Origin of the sequence: Xanthomonas hydrangeae (assembly GCF_032697525.1) — a bacterium.
Classification (GTDB): Bacteria; Pseudomonadota; Gammaproteobacteria; order Xanthomonadales; family Xanthomonadaceae; genus Xanthomonas; species Xanthomonas hydrangeae.
On record NZ_CP103836.1, the window covers coordinates 2,382,406 to 2,403,888 of the forward strand.

The following is a 21,483-nucleotide window of genomic DNA, read 5'->3' on the forward strand; positions in this document are numbered from 1 at the left end:
CGAGATGGGTCCGATGTCCGAGCTGCCGATCACCGAGTTGTTGCAGGCCTGGCAGCGCGAGGAGCCCGGCGCGGGCGATGCATTGGCGCGGCAGGTGTACAGGGTGCTGCGCGAGACGGCGTTGCGGGTACTGCGGCGCAATGCGCGCGGCGGGCTGCAGGCAACCGAGCTGGTACATGAGGCGTGGATGCGGCTGGAGCAGGGGCAGCAGGGATTTCGCTCGCGTGCGCACTTCTATTCGGTTGCCGCACTGCAGATGCGCCATCTATTGGTGGATCTGGCGCGGCAGCAGGCCAGCGCCAAGCGGGGTGGGCAGGCGGTGACGTTGACCATCAGTCTGTCCGATGGCGCGCCGCGACCGGAGGCCTTGCTGATGGTGGCCGATGCCTTCGACAAGCTGGCGCGCGTGGACGAGCGCAAGGCCAAGGCGTTTGCGTTGACCGAGCTGGTGGGTTTCAGTGTGGCCGAGGCAGCCGAGCAACTGGAGGTGTCGGTGCCCACACTGGAGCGCGATCTGCGCTTTGCACGGGTGTGGCTGGCGGCGCAGCTGTGAGCGTTGTCGCCACTTCCTGGCAACGCCTGGAGGCGCTGTTTCATCAGTCCTGCCTGCTGCCGGTTGAGGCGCGCGAGGCATTCGCGCGTGCGCAGGCCGGTGACGATGTGGTGCTGCGCGATGCGTTGCTGGCGATGCTGGCGGTGGAATCGCAGGCCACGCTGCGCGTGCGTGCGCCGTTGAAACAGGCGGTGGCCGCCTTGTGCGCGCCTCTGCCGGAGCTGCCGGCCGGCACGCGCTTTGGTGCATGGGCGATCGACCGCCTGATCGGCGTCGGCGGCATGGGCCAGGTGTATCTGGGCCATCGCGCCGACGGCGCTTACGAGCGCGAGGTGGCGATCAAGCTGGTGGCCGCCGATGCGCTGGATGTGCAGGGCCGCGCGTTGTTCGAGTTCGAATGCCGCTTGCTGGCGCAAATGGTGCACCCGGCGATCGCGCAGATTCACGATGTGGGCACCGATGCGCACGGCCGCCCGTATCTGGTGATGGAATACCTGCGCGGCGAGCCGATCACCTGGTGGTGCGATGCGCATTTGCTCTCGCTGCATGCGCGCGTGCTGCTGATGCTGCGGGTGAGCGAGGCGGTGCAGCACGCACACCAGAAAGGCGTGATCCATCGCGACCTCAAACCCAGCAATGTCTTGGTCAGCGAAATCGACGGGCGGCCGATGCCGGGCGTGATCGACTTCGGCATCGCCATCGATGCGGCCAACCCCGGCATGACCTCCGCGCATGGCCGCGGCACGCCCGGCTACATGAGCCCGGAACAGGCGCGCGGCGTGCAGGACGTGGATGCGCGCAGCGACATCTATGCGTTGGGCGCAATGTTCTATGAGTTGAGCTGCGGGCTGGCACCGGTGGCCGGGCGCGATGGGCTGCCGCAGCCCCCCTCGCAGCGCGTGGCGGCAGTGCCGGCCGATGCGCGTGCGCGGATCTGCGCCGCACGCGCGACCACCCACGCCCGACTGCAGCGGCAATTGCGCGATGGCCTGGATGCGATCGTGTTGCGTGCGTTGGCGCCCGAGCCGGTTGCACGCTATGCGTCGGTATCGGCCTTGCTGGACGAGTTGCATCGTTGGCTCGACGGCTACCCGCCACGCGCGTTGCAGGCGGGCCGGTGGTGGCGGCTGCGCAAGTTCGCCCAACGCCATCGCAGTGGCGTGCTGGCCGCCGGGCTTGTGTCGGTCGCGCTGATGGGTGGTCTGGGCGCCACGCTGTGGTCGCTGCAGCAAGCCGCGCGCGATGCGCAACGCGCGCAGGTCACCGGCGATTTCATGAGCTCGGTGTTGTCCAGCGTGGACCCTGGCATTGCGCAGGATCTGGACAAGACGCTGATGCTGCGCGTGCTGCAGCAAGCCTCGCAGCGCGCCGCGCGCGAGCTGGCCGATCAACCGGATGCACGCACCGAGGTGGAACTGACGCTGGGTCGCACGCTGATCGCCTTGTCGGACTATCCGCAGGCGGTTGCGCATCTGCGCACCGCGCAGGCGCTGGCGCAGCAGAGCGCGGGTGCCGGCAGCGCGCCGGCGCTGGAAGCGGCCTCCATGCTGGGCCAGGCGCTCAGTGGTGCGGGTCAATCGCTTGAGGCTGAGCGCGTGCTGCGCGCCGGCATGGCGCAGGCCGCGCGCGGCAATGCGAAGCAGCAGAGTCTGGGTAACGACATGCGTGCCCGGCTGGCGTGGGCGCTGCGCGATCAAGGCCGCATGCTGGAGGCGCTGGCGGAAAGCCGGCATGCCTACGTCGCCGCATTGGCCAACGTGGCCACCACCGCAGAACGCCGCATCGATGCCGGCAACAGCTACGCCGGCATGCTGGCCGAGAATGGGCAGCTTGCACCGGCCATCGCCTTGCAGCGCAGCCTGCTGCGCGAGCGCATTGGCGTCCGTGGGCCAGAGCATCCGCTGGTGCTGTCGATGCGCAACAGCCTGGCGGTGTTTTTGCTGATGCAGCGCGATTTTGCCGCTGCCGAAGCCGAACTTGCCCCGCTGCTGCGCATTACCCGCAAGCTGTACGGCGACAACGCCGCCGATACCTTGATGGTGGAAGGCAATCTCGCCGACGCCTTGCGTCAGCAAGGCAAGCTGGCCGAAGCCGGCCCGCATTACCGCGCTGCGATGGAGCGCGCACGCGCCGCCTTTGGCGACGATGCGCGAGCCACGATTACCTACCGCAGCAACCATGCCTTCTGGTTGCTGGATGCCGGGCAGGTGCAGGCATCATTGGTCGAACAGCGCGCTTGCCTGGCCTCGTCCTTGCGCGTGTTGGGCCGTGCGCATCCACAGACCGCCGAGATCCTGCGCGGCATGTCCGAAGCCGAGCGCAGGCTTGGCCAGATCGCCGCTGCGCGCGACCACGCGCAGCAAGCGCTGCAGATGTTGACCGGCATCTACGGCGATGCCGAAGAACCGCTGCTTGCCGCACGCCAGACCCTGGCGCTGGCAGCAGCGGCCGAGGCAATGCCGGCCACCTCAAGCGCAGAGACCACCACCGCGGTTGCGCAACGCTGAGACGAAGTTGGCTTCACCGGCACCAGCGGCCAAAGAGCCGCTGCGCTTACGCTCTACGAATCCCGAATCCCGAATCCCGAATCCCGAATCCCGAATCACCAGCTATACAACTTCCAGTACACCTTGTTGACCTTGTCCTTCTCCGCATCGGTATGGCCGTCATGATCGCGGTCGTACAGGAAGTAGGGCGCACCGCGCGCGGGCGTCACCCGCACCATTTCCAGCTGGCCATTGACCCGGTACTCGTCTACCTTGTCGCCGTTGCCCATGGTCTTGCTGGTGACATCCGCACCGGCCGGCACGTTGCCGCTGGCGCCGTTGGTGGCGCAGCCGCCGAGCAGCAGTAACGGCAGCAGCAAAAGACTTGCTCTCATCATCGTCGTCATCCGTTCTAGGTCGTTGCTCAGTATGCGCTGGGCGGCGTGGGGTGAGCGTGCAGCGTTAGAATTGGCCGATGAGCAAATTAGTCCTGATCGACGGGTCCAGTTACCTGTATCGCGCGTTCCACGCGCTTCCGCCGCTGACCAATGCCCAGGGCGAGCCCACCGGTGCCTTGTTCGGCGTGGTCAACATGCTGCGCGCCACCTTGAAGGAACGCCCGGCTTACGTCGCGTTCGTGGTGGATGCGCCCGGCAAGACCTTCCGTGACGACTTGTATGCCGACTACAAGGCCAATCGCCCGTCGATGCCCGACGACCTGCGTGCGCAAGTGCAGCCGATGTGCGACATCGTGCATGCGCTGGGCATCGACATCCTGCGCATCGACGGCGTGGAAGCCGACGATGTGATCGGCACGCTGGCCCTGCAGGCCGCCGCCGATGGCCTGAGCGTCACCATCTCCACCGGCGACAAGGACTTCGCCCAGCTGGTGCGCCCGGGCATCGAACTGGTCAACACCATGAGCGGCAGCCGCATGGATTCGAACGCGGCGGTGATCGCCAAGTTCGGCGTGCGCCCCGACCAGATCGTCGACCTGCTGGCGCTGATGGGCGACACCGTGGACAACGTGCCCGGCGTGGAAAAGTGCGGCCCCAAGACCGCCGCCAAATGGCTGGCCGAATACGACTCGCTCGATGGCGTGATCGCCAACGCCGACAGGATCAAGGGCAAGATCGGCGAGAACCTGCGCGCCGCGTTGCCACGGCTGCCGCTCAACCGCGAACTGGTCACCATCAAGACCGACGTGACCCTGGCCAGCGGCCCGCGCGCGCTGGACCTGCGCGAGCCCAACGCCGAAACGCTGGCGGTGCTGTACGCACGTTACGGCTTCACCCAGGCGCTGCGCGAACTCGGCGGCGCTGCTGCCCAGGCCGGCCTGCTGACCGAGCCGATGCCGTTGGGGGCCGCCGCCGCCAGCGCCCGCACCGAACCCGGCCGCGCGCGCGGCACCGGCTTCGTGTCCGGTCCGGTCAGCGCCCCGCTGGAAGTGGACCCGGCGCTGTCGGCACGCGGCAAGTACGAGACCATCCTGACCCAGGAACAGCTCGACGGCTGGATCGCGCGCCTGCGCGCCGCCGGCCAGTTCGCCTTCGATACCGAAACCGACAGCCTGGACCCGCTGCAGGCCGACCTGATCGGCCTGAGCGTGGCCGCCGAGCCGGGCCAGGCGGCATATCTGCCGTTCGGCCACAACTTCCCCGGCGCTCCGGCCCAGCTCGAGCGCAGCCAGGCGCTGGCGCAGCTGGCGCCGCTGCTCACCGACCCGGCGGTGCGCAAGCTCGGCCAGCACGGCAAGTACGACCTGCACGTGATGCGCCGCCACGGCATCGCCCTGGCCGGCTACAGCGACGACACCCTGCTGGAGAGCTTCGTGCTCAATTCCGGCAGCGCCCGTCATGACATGGACAGCCTTGCCAAGCGCTACCTGGGCTACGACACCGTCAAGTACGAGGACGTCTGCGGCAAGGGCGCCAAGCAGATCCCGTTCGCCCAGATCAGCCTGGACGACGCCACCCGCTACGCCGCCGAAGATGCCGACATCACCCTGCGCTTGCACCACGTGCTCGGCCCCAAGCTGGCTGCCGAGCCGGGCCTGGAGCGCGTCTACCGCGAGATCGAGATGCCGCTGGTGGAAGTGCTCGCCCGCATCGAAGCCAACGGCGTGTGCGTGGACGCGGCCGAACTGCGCCGCCAAAGCGCCGACCTGTCCAAGCGCATGCTCGCCGCCCAGCAAAAAGCCACCGAGCTGGCCGGGCGTACCTTCAACCTGGATTCGCCCAAGCAATTGCAGGCGCTGCTGTTCGACGAGCTCAAGCTCCCCGCCGTGGTCAAGACGCCCAAGGGCCAGCCCTCGACCAACGAAGAGGCGCTGGAAGCCATCGCCGACCAGCACGAGCTGCCGCGGGTGATCCTGGAGTACCGGGGCCTGACCAAGCTGCGCAGCACCTACACCGACAAGCTGCCGGAGATGATCCACCCGCAGTCCGGGCGCGTGCACACCAGCTACCACCAGGCTGGCGCCGCCACCGGGCGGCTGTCCTCGTCCGATCCCAACCTGCAGAACATCCCGATCCGCACCGAGGACGGCCGCCGCATCCGCCGCGCCTTCGTCGCCCCGGCCGGGCGCAAGCTGATCGCCTGCGACTACTCGCAGATCGAGCTGCGCATCATGGCGCACCTGTCCGGCGACCCCGGCCTGGTGGGCGCGTTCGAGTCCGGTGCCGACGTGCACCGCGCCACCGCCGCCGAGGTGTTCGGCCGCACCATCGACACCGTCAGCAGTGATGAGCGCCGCGCCGCCAAGGCGATCAACTTCGGCCTGATGTACGGCATGAGCGCGTTCGGCCTGGCCCGCCAGCTCGGCATCGGCCGTGGCGAGGCGCAGGACTACATCGCGCTGTACTTCAGCCGCTACCCGGGCGTGCGCGACTTCATGGAAACCACCCGCCAGCAGGCGCGCGACAAGGGCTACGTGGAAACGGTGTTCGGCCGCCGGCTATATCTGGACTTCATCAACGCCGGCAGCCAGGGCCAGCGCGCCGGCGCCGAGCGCGCCGCGATCAATGCGCCGATGCAGGGCACCGCCGCTGACATCATCAAGCGCGCCATGGTCAGCGTGGACGGCTGGATCGCCGACCACGCCGAGCGTGCGTTGATGATCCTGCAGGTGCACGATGAACTTGTGTTCGAAGCCGATGCCGACTTCGTCGACACGTTGCTGGACGAGGTCACCGCGCGCATGTCGGCTGCAGCGCAATTACGCGTGCCGCTCGTGGTCGACTCCGGCGTCGGCGATAACTGGGATGAGGCGCACTGACCCAGCAGATAACGCTGTTATGCTGAATGCGCAGACCAGAAATAATGCGGATGAGGCCTGCGTCGATGGAATGAATAACCGCTAAATTCTACATATTTTTAACAGTTATCTTCACGATCCATCAATGTAGAAAATGTTGTTATATCCCTCGACGGGCGCAACGCCTGTCGGCAGATCTCTCCCATCCCCTGGAGCAGATCTCGGAGCGGAAACTACTCCCCAAGTTTCCGTTCCCTGGCCCCGCCGACCTCCCCCTGGTCTGCGGGGCTTTTTATTTTCAGGCTTGAATTTTGCTCCGCAACATAACCGGCTCATTGCGTGAGGCGAATGATTCGGTTGCGCTGGCAATCACAAATTGAAACAGGCTTAATTAAATCAATCAACACAGCGTTTCATTCAACGCCGTGTTTAATCAGCCCGTTCAGCCTAGCCAATCGCGCGGCACCAGATAGTCCATCAGACGCGCCTCGGCGCTGCCCGGTTCCGGGGTGAATCCGTATTCCCAACGCACGCGTGGCGGCAAGCTCATCAGGATGCTCTCGGCGCGCCCGCCGCTCTGCAGCCCGAACAGGGTGCCGCGGTCGTAGACCAGGTTGAATTCCACATAGCGGCCGCGACGGTAGAGCTGGAACTCGCGCTCGCGCTCGCCGTACGGCGTGTCCTTGCGGCGCTCGACGATCGGCATGTAGGCATCCAGAAAGCCGTCGCCAACCGCACGCTGATAGGCGAAGTCGCGTTCGAAGTCCTTGTCCAGGTCGTCGAAGAACAGGCCACCCACGCCACGCGTCTCGTTGCGGTGGCGCAGGAAGAAGTATTCGTCGCACCAGCGCTTGTGCGCGGCATAGCGTTCTTCGCCAAATGGGGCGCACAGCGTCTGCGCGGTACGGTGCCAATGCAGCACGTCTTCGTCGACCGGGTAGAACGGGGTGAGATCGAAGCCGCCGCCGAACCAGGCCGCCACCACGTCGCCATCGCGCTCGGCGCGGAAGTAGCGCACGTTGGCGTGGGTGGTGGGGATGTGCGGATTGTGCGGATGGAACACCAGCGAGACGCCGCAGGCGCGCCAGGTCGCCCCGGCCAGCTCGGGCCGATGTGCACTGGCCGAAGGCGGCAGGCGCGAGCCGGACACATCCGAAAAGCCGATGCCGGCCTGCTCGAACACTGCGCCATCGCGCAGGATGCGGGTGCGCCCGCCACCGCCTTCTTCGCGCCGCCAGAGGTCTTCGGCAAAACGCGCGCTGCCATCGATGGCTTCCACGGCAGCGCAGATACGGTCCTGCAAGCCGGTCAAATAATCGCGTACACGGTCGAATTCGTTCATGCCCCGATTCTAAGCGGTGCATCCTGGTTCGTGCATCGGGACGAACGCGCCCGTTTGTCGCAGGGCGATGCAACACAGCGGAAAGCGGCTGATCTGCGGATTTGCTGCAGGGTCCTTGCCCGCCCACCCTCGCGGGACACGCCGCAAGTACGTCCCTGTAGGCTCTTACGCGGCATCCATGCCGCGTAAGGTCCCGCGACGGTGGGCGGGCAAGGACCAGTGGAGGTGGTCGGTGTGCGTGGTGCAAGCAGTGCATGACTTGCGTCGTTTGAGTAACGGCGCGCCCGATCAGCTTTGCAACGCAGCGCGATCAATAGGCGGGCTTTCAACAAGGCAACCTAAAACTTTCTGGTGCGGTGCCCTTACCGATTGCGGGACCGTGTGGCGGCATGGATGCCGCCACCGAGCCCACATGGACGTACTTGCGGCGTGTCCCGCAAGCGGTGAGGGCATCGCGCCCTCGACGCGACTGGTACGCCCTCGAAGCTGTCCCCGCAGATCAAACGCAGCGAACGATCAAACCTCGCGCGATTTAGCAAATTCAGCGCGCACGGCCGGCGTACACAGCCGCCACGCCAGCGCTGCGTGGATGCAGCCGAGTGCCAGGACGCCCGCGCCGGTCAGCAGCAATGCGAGCTGGCGCGTCGCTTGCAGGCGCGCCTGCAACTGCGGCCACTCCGGGCTGTGCAGCACATCGGCGGGCAGCATGGCCTGCACACCCTCGAACAACGGCCCGATCAAGGCCAAGCCGCCGAAATTGAGTAGCCCTGTCACCAGCAACACCGCCACGAACCCGACCCGCGCCCACTCGCGTCGCTGCAGCAACGCCCAGCTGAGCCACGCAAACGCGGCCGATAGCACTGCACCTGCAATCGACAACGACAGCGCATGATCGATCAACCACTGCCACGACGCCGGCAGCGTCATGCCGTCGGGCAACCCCATCGACGTCGCGTCCGGCATGATCGCGATCATCATGATCTGCAGCAGATTGCCCATCGCGCTGACCAGCCCGAGCAGCAACGATACCCATGCCAGCGGCGTGACAAAGCCGCCATGCGACCGCGATGACGGTGGCAGCGGTGCGTTCATTGCAGCGAGGCGATATGCGCGGCCACCGCAGCCTGGCCATCAGGATCCAGCGACGGCTGCAGTTGCGCGTACCAACTCGGCAGCGCATCGGCCGGCAGGCACTCGCGCAACAACGGCGTGCTGCGCTCAAGGAATGCTTCGAAAAACGGTAGCCCTCGCACGTAGAGGAAATGGCTGTCGGTGATCGACATTCCTGCGTACGCCTCGCGCAACCACTCCAGATGCGGCAACGCGTGCGCACCGTGGCCGGCGTGGGTCAACGCGGTGAGGAAGCTGGTGCGTGCGGTGGCCGGCGAGGTGGATCGCTCCTGCGCATTCAAATCGTCGAAGGTCAGCAGCCACTGCTCGCCACGATCGATCTCGTTGCACATTACCGAGGTGGTCGCCAACTGCAGCGCGTTGTGTGCGGTAGGCTCCAGCTCGTACAGCGCCAGCCAGTGCGGGTACGCCTCCCGATAGCGGTCCAGCGCGCTCAATGCCAATGCACACAACCGCTGCGCATCGGCGCCCAGGTGCAGCTGTGCCTGCGCGGCGTTGTAGGCGCCCACCTGATCGCCGCGCTGAAACAGCGTCAGCGCTGGCAGCAATGCGGGGTCGATCTCGGCTTCGGTTTCCGTATCGTCGGCTGCGGTGGCCGGCGCCACTGTCGGTTCGGCTCGTGGCGTCTTTGCCGCCGGGGTCTTGCGTCCAAACAATCGGTCCCACAGGCCCATCGCGATTACCTTCTGCGCGCCGGTCGGTGAATGGATAGCCGCTGCGGTACCGGCGGCGCTCCGGTCGGGCGGCAGACCGATGCAGAGGGGAGCGCGATGCGCCAGCGATCTGCCGATCCTGCGTTAAGCTTAGAGCCAGTTGCGTACGTGGAGGTGAGTGCCAGGCACGGTGTTGCAGGGCGATGCGTATGCGACACCGCGCGTGCAACGCGCGCTACCTGCTGCTTGCCGCAAGAGCCGGATGCTGCTGCATGACGTGTCATCGGCCGGGCGACGCAGCACGCATCGCCCGGCCGCAATCGCATGCCTTACGGCTTCACCTGCTCATTGAACAGTTTGAGGATGCGCTTGTATTCGTCCAGCCACGAATCGGCACGCGTAAAGCCGTGGCGTTCCAGCGGATACGGTGCCACCTGCCAGTTGTCCTTGTGCAGCTCAACAAGTTTCTGGGTCATGTCGACCGAGTCCTTGAAGAACACGTTGTCGTCGATCATGCCGTGCGCGATCAGCAGATGGTCGCGCAGCCCGTCTGCGTAATTGATCGGCGAAGATGTTTTGTACGCTTCGGGATCGAGCTCGGGGGTGTTGAGGATGTTGGAGGTGTAGTCGTGGTTGTACTGCATCCAGTCGCCGACCGGCCGCAGCGCCGCGCCGGCCTTGAAGGTGCCGGGGCTGCGGAACAGCGCCATGTAGGTCATGAAGCCGCCGTAAGAGCCGCCGTAGATGCCGGCGCGTGCACGGTCGCCCTGCTTGGTGGCGACCAGCCAGTCCAGGCCGTCCAGATAATCCTCCAGCTCCGGGTGGCCCATGTTGCGGTAGATCGCGGTGCGCCAGTCGCGGCCGTAGCCCTCCGATGCGCGGTAATCCAGGTCCAGCACGATGTAACCCTGCTGCACCAGCAAGTTGTGGAACATCTGCTCGCGGAAATACGGTGTGTAGCGCTGCGACACGTTCTGCAGATAGCCCGCGCCGTGCACGAACATCACGATCGGATACTGCTTGCCGGGCTCGGGATTCTGCGGGCCGTAGTACTTGCCCCAGACCGTGCCGGCGCCGTGTTTGGACGGCACCTGCACGTACTGCGGTGCGATCCACGGCTGCGCCTTGAAAGCGGGTGTACGCGTATCGGTCAGCACCGTGGCCTGACCGCCCGCCGCCGGCACCACCGCCAGCTGCGGCGGCAGATAGGCGCCGGAGTAGCGCACCAGCAACTGCTGCCCATTCGGCGACAGGCTAAAGCCTTCCACGCCGTTCAAGGCTGTCACTTCGGTGAGCTGGTCGGTGCGCAGATCCAGCTTGCACACCTCGTAATCGCCCGGCCACTTCTGATTGCACAGGAAATACATGCCGTTGCCATCGGCGCTGGGCACCGGCATCGACACTTCCCACTTGCCACGGGTGCGCTGACGCGGCTTGCCGTTGCCTTCCACCGTATACAGCTGCGAATAGCCGGATTCTTCGGACAGCAGCCACAGCATGCGGTTGTCGGGCAACCAGCCGAAATCGTTGAAGTCCCAGTTGATCCAGGCGCTATCGCTCAGCCGATGACGCGGCTGCAGTTTGGCCGCATCCAGATCCACGCTGGCGATCCAGCGGTCCTTGTTGTCCACCGCGCGGATTTCCACGGCCACGTTGCGGCCATCGTCGCTCCAATGCACCGCCGGGCCGTCGCCGTCGCCATCGCTTTCCACGCGCACCGCGCGGTTGCCCTTGAGCGGGTCGCGCTTGGCGGCCTTGCGCAATGCGGCCAGCGGGTCGGTGGCGATGCCGGGCAGCGCGTCAAAAGACAGCTGGCGCGCGCTGCCCGCGATCACGTCGACCAGCCACAGCGTGTGTGCGGCTGGCATGTTGCGGCCGACGCGGGGGCGGGTTTCCTGGAATTCTTCGTAGCCGGATTCGGTCACGTACTTGGGCATCTTGCCGGCCTGGCCTTCGTCGGCATTCTTGGCCTGGGTCATCACCAGCAGGTGGCGGCCGTCCGGCGACAACGCGCTGTCGACGATCTCCACCTCATCGCCCAGATACACCGGTGCAGTGGCACGCGTGGCGTCGGCGCGTCGCCAGGTGTCTTCCTGCGTGCGCAGCGCCTCGCGCTGCTCGCGGTCGCGGCGCAGCGTGGCCAGCGTGGCAAGCTGCTGCTCGCGCAACACATCGGCCTTGGGCGCGGCATCGGGATCGCGTTCGGCCTTGACCACCGCCACCTGCGCGGTGCCGCCATCGGCGCGCCAGTGATACCAGTTGTTGCCCGCACGCCAGATCGCACCGCCATCGCTGGCGAATTGCGGACGCGATTCGACCTCGTTGCTGCGGGTCAGCTGGGTCAGCGCGCCGGAGCGCAGATCGCGCAGAAAGATGTCGCCATTGCGCGCGAACAGCATGCGCTGGCGCGTCGCGTCGTAGCTGGGGTTGGCCGCATCCAGGCCGGCGCGGGCGTTGTCGGCCACGCGTTCTGCCGCCGCGCCGCCGGTGCCCTGGCGATAGGTATCGCGCACCGGGCTGCCATCGCGCTTGAGCAGGTATTGCACCTGTTTTCCATCCCACTGCCACCAGGCCTGATCCACCGATGGCCCGTTCCAGTCCGGGTCGGCCATTACCTGTTCGATGGTGAGCGGTGCAGGGGACTGCGCGTGCGCAGTGACAGCCAGCAATAACAAGGACAGCGGCAACAATCTGGGCATCGGAAACGACTGGACGCAACGAAAGAGCGGCCAAGCCTAGCAGCTCGCTTCTGCCGGGGGCTTGGGCCACAGGTCATGCGCGGGGTGGGTGGTGGAGTGTGTCGTCGAAGCGGCGGGATCTGTGTGGGTGGCGAGCTCGACCGGATGCGCCCTGACGGTAAATGCGCAGTCCACGCGGCAGCACGCGCGGCCTGGCCGATCTCACCGCATCACTTTCAATATCAGTTTCAATGCATTCCACCTCGCGATGCGCAGCTGCCACGACGCCAAGGATGCTTCACCACGCCAGCGGCGACGCTGCGAACATCCAGTACTGCGGCGTAGCCACAAACCCTGCGACTTGCCAGCAGCCCAGGTGGCGGCCAAGCTAGCGCGCTTTTGCGACTGTCGGTTCACATGTCCAGCCTGCCTGCTTTTGTTGTTTCCCACCCCATGGCCGTTGGCGCGCCCGGCCGGCCGTTGGCCTGGCGGGCAGGGCAGTCGGTGGATCTGGCGACCTTCATCGCGCACGTGCATGGTCTGGCGCAGCAGCTGCCGGACGGCCGCCACGCGGTGAATCTGTGCGAAGACCGCTACCGTTTCATGGTCGCCTTCTACGCCTGCGCACTGCGCGGGCAGGTGTCGCTGCTGCCGTCGTCGCGCGCACCGGCGGTGGTCGGTGAAGTGCAGGCGCGACACGCCGATGCGTATTGTCTGGGCGATCTTGCCTTGGAGCTGGCACCGCCGCGCTATTGGCAATTGCCGGCCGAGCTGCCGCAGGCCGGTGGCCCGATGCCGCAGCTGGCAGACGATGCCCTGGTGGCGATTGGTTTTACCTCCGGCAGCACCGGCAGCCCGCAACCGAATCCCAAGACCTGGGGCAGTTTTTTGACCAGCACGCGCCAGGATCTGGTCGCGCTGGAGAGCCTGTGGGCGCACACCGATGCGGTGCCGCACGTGGTGGCCACGGTGCCGCCGCAGCATATGTACGGCATGGAATTGTCGGTGCTGCTGCCGATGGTGACCACGCTGGCCGTGCATGCCGGGCGGCCGTTCTTCCCCGACGATGTGGCGCATGCACTGGCGGAAATTCCCGAGCCGCGCCTGTTGGTGACCACACCGGTGCACCTGCGTGCGCTGGTCGAATCGGGCGTGCAGTTGCCGCCGCTGGCCGGCATCGTGTCGGCCACCGCACCGTTGGCGCAGGACATCGCTGCTGCGGCCGAAGCACGCTTTGGCGGTGAAGTGCGCGAGATGTTCGGTTCCACCGAAACCTGCGTCTTCGCCGTGCGGCGCACCGCACTGGAAGCGGCGTGGACACCGCTGCCGGGCGTACGCCTGGAAACACAGGCCGCCGGCACGCTGGTGCACGCACCGCATCTGGCAACGCCGGTGCTGCTGGCCGACATGATGGACGTGGCCGCAGACGGCCGCTTCCAGGTGCGCGGCCGTCAGGCCGATCTGCTGGAAATTGCGGGCAAACGCGCTTCGCTGGCCGACCTCACCCGCCGCCTGCTGGCCATTCCCGGTGTGATCGACGGCACCATCGTGCAGCTCACACCGGACCCCGGGCAGGCCGTCGGCCGCATCGCCGCACTGGTGGTCGCCCCAGCCCTGGACGAAGCGCAGATCCTCGCCGCCCTGCGCATCAGCGTCGACCCGGTGTTCCTGCCGCGCCGCCTGCGCAAACTGCCCGCATTGCCACGCAACGAAACCGGCAAGCTGCCACGCGATGTGGTTTTAGGCTTGCTCAACGGCTGAGCGATACTTGCCGAACACCAAGGAGGAGTGGGCGCATGCGCAAGGGATCTGCAAACAGGAAATTCGTGATCGGTGCAGTGATTGCGATTGCGATCGTGATGACGTGTGTGGGGTGGCTGCGATGGCATCGCTCCGATCGTTCAATTGAGGCAGTCCCCCTGCGTGCACCCAGCGCTGTCATGCCGGGCAGGCAGGCCAAGCCTGCCGTAGCTTCGGCGCCGCTACCTCCTGCTGATACGCCGTTGCGCCAGGTCTTCGACGAGCTCAGTCGTCGCGCCGAGCAGGGTGATCCCGCTGCTACGTGCCGACTGGCAATCGAACTGGAGCGTTGTGATGGGATCCAGCAACAACTTGCCACTTACGACGAGCTGGTATGGCGCGCGCAGCGTGCCCGTGAGCGAAAGGTCGTCACCACGCATGAGGGCGGCAATTTTGATGCCTGGAACAAGATGCTGGACGGCATGGCGATGGGGTTGGTGAAAGCTGCCGATCGCTGCGAAGGTATCCGGCAGGTTTCCGTGGCCGAGCGGATCGCGTTGTGGCGACAAGGTGCGCTTGCCGGAAATCCAGGTGCATTGGCGCATTATGCAGCCGGTAACGCGTTTCGGCGACGCGACATGCTGGAGCTTCTACCCGAATTGCAGCGTTATCGGAAAGAAGCGGAGACCCTTGCATTGCAGGCAGCCTCACGCGGAGATATGCAAACCTCGCTGGCCTTGGCGGCCGCCTATTCGCCACGCCGCGATAGTGGTGAACGTTTCTTCCTTGCGCAGGTGGTCAAGCCGGATCTGGCCCGATCATTGGCGCTGTATCGACGCGGCAGCCAGCGGCTGCCGGCAACTGCCGGCCCGCGATCGCGTGAGGTGATCGACGACAATATCGCCTGGTTGCAACAGCACGCGACAGCCGGCGATCTTGCAAGGGCCGATATGCTGGGCAACGAGTGGGCGCGGACGTGGTCTGCTACGCCGACGGCTGAATCAGCCAAGCTACCGGTTAATGAAAACGGGGCCGTGACCGACATTGATCCAGCTCAATGCGCCCACTAAGAGCGACCAACCAAACCTAGAGTTGCCAGATAGGCGTGGACGGCGCACTCATAACCGCAGTGTACGAGCGGCACATGAAATTCCGAGCACCGGCCGTGGCGGCCTGGCGGCTGTATCGTATGTTTTAGGGTCGCAATAACTCACCCATGCACCCCATCGATCTCCACCGCCAACTCGTCGCGGCAGATCACCGCGTGCAGCAGCAGGCGCGGCACGGCGTCGCCGAAGCGGGCGTCCAGTGCCTGCGCGACCTTGGGCAGGTCGTCGTGTTCGCGCACATAGACCTTCAAACGCGTGCCGGCGCCGAATTGCGCGGGCAGGGCGGGGGCGTGCTGGCGTGCGGCGCCGAGCAGGGCGTCGAAGTTGGCGAAGGTTTCTTCCAGCTGCGCGAGCAACTGGCCGGTGTGCATCGAGGCATGCCCGACCACCGCGGCGGTGCCTGACAGCAGCAGCGGCATGTCGCTGCCGGCCGGCGGCAGCATGGCGCGCGCAAAACTCGGCGGCTGCGGGCCGTACTGGCGCGGGTAGTTGTAGGCGCTGACCTGGCGCGGATTTTCCAGCGGTGTGCCGGCATCGGCGGCGGCCAGCCAGTAGATCTGGATGATGCGCTCGGCATCGCAACGGCCCACCGCAGTAGCGGCAGGCAGCTGTGCGGTATCGAACGCGCCCAGGCCGCGTGCGCGGCCGATGCAGAACTGCCGATAGCGCTCGCGGTCGCCGCTGCCCAGGGTGATCGCATCCAGGTAATTCCAGATGCGCAGCAGGCGTGGAGTCTGGCTGCCGGTGACGAAGGCGATGATTTCCGCATACGCCTTGGCGGCGGCTTCTTCGATGTCCACATCCTGCTCGTCGATCTCGATCACGCCGAACTGCAGGCGCCCGTCGCTGGACCAGGCGATGTTGCCGTCGCGCCCACTGCGCACCGGCGAGTCGCTGCGCCACACTTCCAGCACGCTGGCCTGATACGGCTGCAGCGGCACGCGCAGGTAACGCGGGTCGTCCAGACGCGGTGCCTCGGTGCCGAAGCCGAACACGGCCAACACCTGCGGATCGGTGAGCAGGGCAGACGGGTCGGTCTGGTCGACATAGTCGACCTGCAGGCGGGGATGGCGCACGGCGTGCGTGGTCTGGGCCTGGGAAGCGGTCATTGCGTGTCTCGTTGTTGCGTATCGCGTTGCAAGGTGTCGCCGTCGAAGCCGAGCGTGGCCTGACGCCGGCGTTGCCGCCAGGAGTGCCAGGCGCGCGGCATCATCGACAAGGTGGTGATGGCGTAGATGGCGCGGAACGCACGCAGACGCAGGCGGACCTTGGGGCTTTCGAACACGTCGCCGGCCAGCATCGCCACCACGGCCTCCTCGATCTGCCAGGTGTTCTGCGGTTGCGCGAACAGGGTGCGCATGGTCGGCGAGGTGAAGCGGTAGATGAACCACTTGAACTCATCCACGCCGCGCTTGAGTTCGCGCTGCAAGGCCCGCTGCAGTTTCGCCTCGTGCTGCGGCGTGCGCAGGGCCTGGTCCACCATCGCCGCGCCGCGCTCGGCGCTGTGCATGGCCAGAAACACGCCCGAGGAAAACATCGGGTCGACGAAGGTGTAGGCATCGCCGAGCATCAGCCAGCGCGGGCCGGCCATGCGCGTGCATTCGTAGGCGTAGTTGCCGGTGGCGTGCACCGGTGCCACGCGCTCGGCGCCGTGCATGCGCGCGGTGACTTCGGCATTGAGCGCCAGTGTGCGCATCAAAAAGCCTTCGCTGTCGCCCCTGCGGGTCTTCATGTATTCCGGGTAGCAGACCGCGCCCACGCTCATGATGTCGTCCGGCAGCGGGATCAGCCACATCCAGCCGTGCGCATGCCGGTAGATGCTGATGTTGCCGGCATCCTCGCCCGGCCGGCGCGTCACGCCGCGGAAATGGCTGAACAGCGCGGCCGATTGATGCTTGGCATTGGCGCGTTTGAGCTTGAAGCGGTTGCCCAGAAAGGTGTCGCGGCCACTGGCGTCGAGCAGATAGCGCGGGCGGAACTGCTGCTCGCCGTTCACGCCGCGTGCCTGCAATACCGGCTGTTCGCCATCGAAGCTGACCTGTTCGACCTTGACCTGCTCGCGCGCATCCACGCCAACCGCACGCGCGCGCTCGAACAACACCTGGTCGAACTGCGCACGCGGCACCTGGAAGGCGAAATCGGCCTTGGCATCGAGCGCACGCGAGAAGCGAAAGGTGTTGTAACCGCCGGCATCGTTGGGAAAGTCCGCGCCGCGCTTGAGCACGCCGATACTGCGCACGTCTTCGAGTACGCCCAGGCGTTCGAGGATCGGTACGTTCATCGGCAGCAGCGATTCGCCGATATGGAAGCGCGGGTGCTGCTCCTTCTCCAGCAGGGTGACCTGCCAGCCCTGCTGCGCGAGCACGATGGCGGCGGCGCAGCCCGCCGGCCCGCCGCCGATGATCAACACATCCGGGCACTCGGGCCCGGAGGCCGGTCCGGCTGCCGGCATGGCGGTCGGGGTGGGGCGAACAGCGGTGGAAGTCATCCTGGAACGAACCTGCAGCGGGCGAGCGTCATGCAGTCATGATAGCCTGACCGGCGGCCCGGACAGGTGCACCCGGATTGCCTCACCGCTCTCACCCGATCACCAACAGACCGACGGCGCGGCCGCTCGTCGGACGTGGCCGGTACCCGGAAGTGGCAGCGGCGGCGACGTACACTGCGGTTCCAAAGCATCGCCCTCCCTCGACCTGCCGGTTGTTTGCGACGCGTTGCTGGTTGTTCGAATTGATTGCCTTGATTGATTTTTCCGAATTTGTTGCCCGACCCTCACCTGTGGAAGCTTCTGGATGTCCCTGCAAACCGCTGCCGAACGTGAACTGGCCGAACTCCTGGTCGAAAGCCTGAACCTGGAAGACGTCCAACCCGCCGACATCGATCCGGAGGCGCCGTTGTTCAATACCGGGCTGGGACTGGACTCGATCGACGCGCTGGAACTGGCGCTGGCGATCAGCAAGCGCTATGGCTTCCAGCTGCGCTCTGACAACGACGAGAACCGTCGCATCTTTGCGTCGCTGCGCGCATTGTCGGCGCATGTCGAAACCAACAAGACCGTCTGATCCGCCCACTGTAGCGCCTGCCGATGCACCCCCGTGGGTGCTGGGGCTGGGCGTGCTGCTGGCGGTGGCGTACTCGCCGTTGGCGCACTGGGCCAACGCCAGTCATCGCCCGGACCTGGCGGTCATCGCCGGGGCCTTGCTGGTGCTGATGGTGTTGATCGAGCCGATAGTCGCGCGCCGGGCCTGGGCCTGGGCGCTGGCGGTGCTGACGCTGGCCGGCCTGAGCGCGTTGTGGCACTCGCCGTACGCGATGCTGCTGCTGGCCGCGCCGCCAGTGGTGTTCACCGGCTGGATTGCCTGGTTCTTCGGCCGCAGCCTGCGCCGCAGGCGCACGCCGTTGATCAGCCGCATTGTCGAAGGGCTGTATCGCCAGGCCGGCATGCCGATCACGCCCGAGCAGTACCGCTATACGCGTCGGCTCACCCTTGCCTGGGCGCTGCTGCTGTGCGCCCTGACGCTGGTGAATCTGGTGCTGGGCCTGTGCGCCGAGCCCAGTGGCGTGCTGGCGCAACTGGGCTACGCCTCGCCGCTGCCGATCAGCGACGCGCGTGCCTCGTTGTTCGCCAATCTGCTGGCCTATGGCGTGGTGGGCGGGTTCTTCGTGGGCGAATATCTATTGCGCGGCCGCTGGTTTCCACAGCGTCCCTATCGTAATCTGCCAGACTTCTTGCGCCAGATGGCGCGGCTCGGGCCGGAATTCTGGCGCGATCTGCTGCGCTGAGTGCGTGGCCAGGGGCAGCGACGTACGTGCACATTTTCAGGGACAAGACAAAAATGCCGTTGGCAAGGATGCCGTCGCGCCTGGCGTGGGCCGTGTTGAACCTGTTGCAGCTGGCCTTTACGCTGATCTTCACCGCTGGCGGGATCGTGTATTGCCTGGTGTTGCTGGCGATCACCCGCGACCCGGATCGGTTGCTGCGCATGGGCGGCTGGATGTGGTCGCCGGTGCTGTTTCGCGGCGCCGGTGCCCAGGTGATCGTGGAAGGCCGCGAGCGCGTGGACTGGTCCAAGAATTACCTGTTCGTCAGCAACCATCAGTCGGTCATCGACATCTGCGCGCTGTTCTATGCATTGCCGGTGCCGCTGCGGTTTCTGCTCAAGGACGAAATGCTCAAGGTGCCGTTCGTGAACTGGTTCGCGCGTGGTACCGGCATGCTGTTCCTGGACCGCGACAGCCGGCGTGCCGGTGCGATGGTGCGGCGTCAGGCGGCCGCGCTGCTGCGCGAGGGCAAACAGTTGTGTCTGTTTCCCGAAGGCACCCGCAGCCGTAGCGGCGCGCTCTTGCCATTCAAGGCCGGGCTACTGCAGGCCGCTATCGATGCAGGTGTGCCGGTGGTGCCGGTGGCGCTGGATGGCTGCGGCAAGGTGCTGCCGGTGGAGGGTATGTTCAGGGTGCGCCCCGGCATCATCCGCGTGCGCATCGGTGACCCGATCCCGGTAACCGGGCCGGATGCGCCGGACCGCCAACAATTGACCGAGCAGGCACACGCCGCCGTGGCGGCCATGCTTCAACCCAGGATCTGAGTTACCCGCTTATGGATTTCGTCGTGCCACATGATCATCCCTGCCTGCCTGGGCACTTCCCGGGGCGCCCCGTGGTGCCCGGCGTGGTCGTCCTCGATCACGTGCTGCAGGCAGTGGAAGCCGCGCATGGCCCACGCGTCGCAATGCGCCTGCCGCAGGTGAAGTTCGTGCAGCCGTTGCTGCCCGGCCAGACTGCGTCGGTGACACTGGACGGCGCTGGCCCGCGTTGGCGCTTTCGCGTGCAGCGCGCCGACGAACTGCTGGTCAGCGGCGAGCTGGTCGCGGAGGCGGCGCCATGAACAGCCAGTGGAAACACCGCCCGGAAGGCGGCGGACGTTTTGCGTTGTGGCTGATCCGCGGCATCGCCCGGTACGCCGGGCGCTCGGTAGCGCGCGCGCTGCTGTACCCGATCACGCTGTACTTCCTGCTGGTGCGTGCGCCCGAGCGCAGTGCCTCGCGTGCCTATCTGACGCGCGTGCTCGATCGCCCGGCCACGCTGCGCGATGTGGCGCGGCATATCCATACCTTCGCCTCGACGATCCTGGACCGCGTGTACATGCTGTGCGGGCAGATGCAGCGCTTCCAGGTCGACATCACCGGGCTGGATCAGCTGCACACGCAGATGGATCGCGGCCGCGGCGTGCTGATCTTCGGCTCGCACCTGGGCAGCTTCGATGCGCTGCGCGTGCTGGCCACCGAACGGCCCGACGTGCAGGTCAAGGTGGTGCTGGACAAGGCGCATAACCGCGCCATGACCGACCTGCTGGGCGCGCTGAATCCGCAGCTGGCCGCCAACATCATCGACGCCGGCATGGACGCGACCTCGATCGTCATGGCGATCAAGGACGCCACCGACGCCGGCGCGCTGGTTGCGCTGCTGATCGATCGCCCGCGCGAGGGCGACCCGGCATTGCCGGCAATGTTCCTCGGCCGCAACGCGATGTTTCCGACCTCGCCGTGGCTGATCGCCGCTGCGCTCAAGGTGCCGGTGGTGCTGGCGTTCGGCCTGTATCGCGGCGGCAATCATTACGAGCTGGCGTTCGAGACCTTCAGCGAAGGCCTGGATGTGCCGCGTCGCCAGCGTGCGCCGGTGCTGGCGGTACTCATGCGCGATTACGCGGCCAGGCTGGAACATTACACCCGCTACGCGCCGTACAACTGGTTCAACTTCTACGATTTCTGGAACACCCACCATGCCGATGTGCCGCACCCTGCCGTGGATGCTGATACTGCTGTTCAGCGCCGCACCGCTATGCGCCGCACCGCCTGAGACGCTGGACGTCGGCCAGGTGCTGCAGCGCCTGGCACGCCCAGCACCGGTCAGTACCGAGTTCGTCGAACTGCGTGGCTCGGCCCTGCTGAAGACACCGCTGCGCGTACAGGGCCACTACCGCCGCCCGGATGCGCAGACGCTGGTGCGCGAGGTCAGCGCGCCGTATCGCGAAACCACCACCTTGAAAGGTGACGAAGGCGTACTGGAACGCGAAGGCAAATCGCCACGGCGCTTTTCGCTGAGCCGTGTGCCCGAGCTGGCCGGTTTGAAATCTGGCTTCGGCGCGTTGCTGGCCGGCGACCGCGCGCTGCTGGAGCAGCAGTACCGCGTCAGTGGACAGGGCCAGCCGCAGGCCTGGCAACTGACCCTACAGCCCAAGGACGCCGCTGTCGCCAGGCAGGTCCGCGAGCTGCGGCTGTACGGTCGCAACGATGAACTGCGTTGCATCGAAAGCCTGCCGGTGAAAGGCGATGTGCAGCGCACGCTGCTGGCCGGTGCGGCGCGTGATGCTGCAAGCGTGACCGATGCGGCGGCGCTGACCACGCTGTGCCATGGGTCGGGCGCGTGAGCCATCGCGTAGGGGTCTTGCGCACGCAGTCGGAACACGCGCTTACCAAGCAAAAAGTGACCGCCTTCGGCAAACCAAAGGCGCTGGTGTTGCACGCCTTCAGCAGAA

General features: G+C 66.2%; 18 protein-coding genes. 11 read left to right on the forward strand and 7 right to left on the reverse strand.

Annotated features, from left to right (window positions below):
• The first annotated feature begins 13 nt into the window (after positions 1 to 13).
• Together ecfK and NYR97_RS09830 are read left to right on the forward strand one after the other, a co-directional pair.
• Positions 14 to 553, forward strand: a complete 540-nt coding sequence (gene ecfK, locus NYR97_RS09825; protein WP_205392906.1) for an ECF-type sigma factor EcfK — start codon at positions 14 to 16, stop codon at positions 551 to 553.
• A complete protein-coding gene (locus NYR97_RS09830; RefSeq protein WP_316697749.1) occupies positions 532 to 3,060 on the forward strand; it encodes a serine/threonine-protein kinase in 2,529 nt (842 codons plus the stop codon). Before ecfK ends, NYR97_RS09830 begins: the two co-directional genes overlap by 22 nt.
• A 95-nt stretch (positions 3,061 to 3,155) precedes the next feature.
• Here NYR97_RS09830 and NYR97_RS09835 read toward each other — a convergent pair whose 3' ends face one another.
• Complete coding sequence (locus NYR97_RS09835) at positions 3,156 to 3,437, reverse strand: DUF2782 domain-containing protein (RefSeq protein WP_104552338.1); 282 nt, start codon at positions 3,435 to 3,437, stop codon at positions 3,156 to 3,158.
• A 77-nt stretch (positions 3,438 to 3,514) separates the two neighbouring features.
• On the opposite strand from NYR97_RS09835, the gene polA reads away from it, so the two are divergent.
• The gene (polA, locus tag NYR97_RS09840) at positions 3,515 to 6,316 is read left to right on the forward strand and encodes a DNA polymerase I (RefSeq protein WP_316697750.1); all 2,802 of its coding nucleotides are present in this window, start codon (positions 3,515 to 3,517) and stop codon (positions 6,314 to 6,316) included.
• A 421-nt stretch (positions 6,317 to 6,737) separates the two neighbouring features.
• Here polA and hemF read toward each other — a convergent pair whose 3' ends face one another.
• From hemF to NYR97_RS09860, 4 genes are all read right to left on the reverse strand, one after another.
• Entirely contained in the window at positions 6,738 to 7,637 is a 900-nt protein-coding gene (gene hemF, locus NYR97_RS09845; protein WP_316697751.1) for an oxygen-dependent coproporphyrinogen oxidase, read from the reverse strand.
• Between the two features lie 516 nt (positions 7,638 to 8,153).
• The gene (locus NYR97_RS09850; RefSeq protein WP_316697752.1) at positions 8,154 to 8,729 is read right to left on the reverse strand and encodes a hypothetical protein; all 576 of its coding nucleotides are present in this window, start codon (positions 8,727 to 8,729) and stop codon (positions 8,154 to 8,156) included.
• Positions 8,726 to 9,442, reverse strand: coding sequence for a hypothetical protein (locus NYR97_RS09855; RefSeq protein WP_316697753.1), 717 nt, complete (start codon positions 9,440 to 9,442; stop codon positions 8,726 to 8,728). Before NYR97_RS09855 ends, NYR97_RS09850 begins: the two co-directional genes overlap by 4 nt.
• Before the next feature lie 308 nt (positions 9,443 to 9,750).
• Positions 9,751 to 12,111, reverse strand: coding sequence for a S9 family peptidase (locus tag NYR97_RS09860; RefSeq protein ID WP_316698148.1), 2,361 nt, complete (start codon positions 12,109 to 12,111; stop codon positions 9,751 to 9,753).
• Positions 12,112 to 12,516: 405 nt separating this feature from the next.
• On the opposite strand from NYR97_RS09860, the gene NYR97_RS09865 reads away from it, so the two are divergent.
• On the forward strand, positions 12,517 to 13,860 hold the full coding sequence (locus NYR97_RS09865) for an AMP-binding protein (protein ID WP_316697754.1): 1,344 nt from the start codon (positions 12,517 to 12,519) through the stop codon (positions 13,858 to 13,860).
• 35 nt (positions 13,861 to 13,895) lie between these two features.
• Complete coding sequence (locus NYR97_RS09870; protein ID WP_316697757.1) at positions 13,896 to 14,909, forward strand: hypothetical protein; 1,014 nt, start codon at positions 13,896 to 13,898, stop codon at positions 14,907 to 14,909.
• Between the two features lie 140 nt (positions 14,910 to 15,049).
• Here the strand turns inward: NYR97_RS09870 and NYR97_RS09875 are convergent, their stop codons facing one another.
• Both NYR97_RS09875 and NYR97_RS09880 read right to left on the reverse strand, forming a co-directional pair.
• The gene (locus tag NYR97_RS09875) at positions 15,050 to 16,057 is read right to left on the reverse strand and encodes a chorismate transformation FkbO/Hyg5 family protein (protein WP_316697758.1); all 1,008 of its coding nucleotides are present in this window, start codon (positions 16,055 to 16,057) and stop codon (positions 15,050 to 15,052) included.
• Entirely contained in the window at positions 16,054 to 17,400 is a 1,347-nt protein-coding gene (locus NYR97_RS09880; protein ID WP_316698150.1) for an NAD(P)/FAD-dependent oxidoreductase, read from the reverse strand. The genes NYR97_RS09875 and NYR97_RS09880 overlap by 4 nt, the downstream gene beginning before the upstream one ends.
• A 340-nt stretch (positions 17,401 to 17,740) precedes the next feature.
• Here NYR97_RS09880 and xanC point away from each other — a divergent pair, with 340 nt between their 5' ends.
• From xanC to NYR97_RS09910, 6 genes are all read left to right on the forward strand, one after another.
• The gene (gene xanC / locus NYR97_RS09885) at positions 17,741 to 18,010 is read left to right on the forward strand and encodes a xanthomonadin biosynthesis acyl carrier protein XanC (protein WP_006451937.1); all 270 of its coding nucleotides are present in this window, start codon (positions 17,741 to 17,743) and stop codon (positions 18,008 to 18,010) included.
• A gap of 37 nt (positions 18,011 to 18,047) precedes the next feature.
• Positions 18,048 to 18,731, forward strand: a complete 684-nt coding sequence (locus NYR97_RS09890) for a COG4648 family protein (protein WP_316698152.1) — start codon at positions 18,048 to 18,050, stop codon at positions 18,729 to 18,731.
• A gap of 53 nt (positions 18,732 to 18,784) precedes the next feature.
• Positions 18,785 to 19,534 (forward strand): lysophospholipid acyltransferase family protein, encoded by a 750-nt coding sequence (locus tag NYR97_RS09895; RefSeq protein ID WP_316697760.1) that lies wholly within the window; start codon positions 18,785 to 18,787, stop codon positions 19,532 to 19,534.
• Between the two features lie 71 nt (positions 19,535 to 19,605).
• Positions 19,606 to 19,833: an ApeI family dehydratase gene (locus NYR97_RS09900; protein WP_232372182.1), complete on the forward strand. Its 228-nt coding sequence runs from the start codon at positions 19,606 to 19,608 to the stop codon at positions 19,831 to 19,833.
• Positions 19,830 to 20,804, forward strand: a complete 975-nt coding sequence (locus tag NYR97_RS09905; protein ID WP_316697761.1) for a lysophospholipid acyltransferase family protein — start codon at positions 19,830 to 19,832, stop codon at positions 20,802 to 20,804. Before NYR97_RS09900 ends, NYR97_RS09905 begins: the two co-directional genes overlap by 4 nt.
• Positions 20,728 to 21,375, forward strand: coding sequence for a LolA-related protein (locus NYR97_RS09910; protein ID WP_316697762.1), 648 nt, complete (start codon positions 20,728 to 20,730; stop codon positions 21,373 to 21,375). The genes NYR97_RS09905 and NYR97_RS09910 overlap by 77 nt, the downstream gene beginning before the upstream one ends.
• Positions 21,376 to 21,483: the final 108 nt, after the last annotated feature.

Coding starts and splice junctions, on each gene's coding strand:
- ecfK (WP_205392906.1), top strand. CDS start 14: ATGTCCGAGCTGCCGATCACCGAGTTGTTGCAGGCCTGGCAGCGCGAG.
- NYR97_RS09910 (WP_316697762.1), top strand. CDS start 20,728: ATGCCGATGTGCCGCACCCTGCCGTGGATGCTGATACTGCTGTTCAGC.
- xanC (WP_006451937.1), top strand. CDS start 17,741: ATGTCCCTGCAAACCGCTGCCGAACGTGAACTGGCCGAACTCCTGGTC.
- hemF (WP_316697751.1), bottom strand. CDS start 7,637: ATGAACGAATTCGACCGTGTACGCGATTATTTGACCGGCTTGCAGGAC.
- NYR97_RS09855 (WP_316697753.1), bottom strand. CDS start 9,442: ATGGGCCTGTGGGACCGATTGTTTGGACGCAAGACCCCGGCGGCAAAG.
- NYR97_RS09870 (WP_316697757.1), top strand. CDS start 13,896: ATGCGCAAGGGATCTGCAAACAGGAAATTCGTGATCGGTGCAGTGATT.
- polA (WP_316697750.1), top strand. CDS start 3,515: ATGAGCAAATTAGTCCTGATCGACGGGTCCAGTTACCTGTATCGCGCG.
- NYR97_RS09905 (WP_316697761.1), top strand. CDS start 19,830: ATGAACAGCCAGTGGAAACACCGCCCGGAAGGCGGCGGACGTTTTGCG.
- NYR97_RS09865 (WP_316697754.1), top strand. CDS start 12,517: ATGTCCAGCCTGCCTGCTTTTGTTGTTTCCCACCCCATGGCCGTTGGC.
- NYR97_RS09850 (WP_316697752.1), bottom strand. CDS start 8,729: ATGAACGCACCGCTGCCACCGTCATCGCGGTCGCATGGCGGCTTTGTC.
- NYR97_RS09880 (WP_316698150.1), bottom strand. CDS start 17,400: ATGCCGGCAGCCGGACCGGCCTCCGGGCCCGAGTGCCCGGATGTGTTG.
- NYR97_RS09875 (WP_316697758.1), bottom strand. CDS start 16,057: ATGACCGCTTCCCAGGCCCAGACCACGCACGCCGTGCGCCATCCCCGC.
- NYR97_RS09895 (WP_316697760.1), top strand. CDS start 18,785: ATGCCGTTGGCAAGGATGCCGTCGCGCCTGGCGTGGGCCGTGTTGAAC.
- NYR97_RS09835 (WP_104552338.1), bottom strand. CDS start 3,437: ATGATGAGAGCAAGTCTTTTGCTGCTGCCGTTACTGCTGCTCGGCGGC.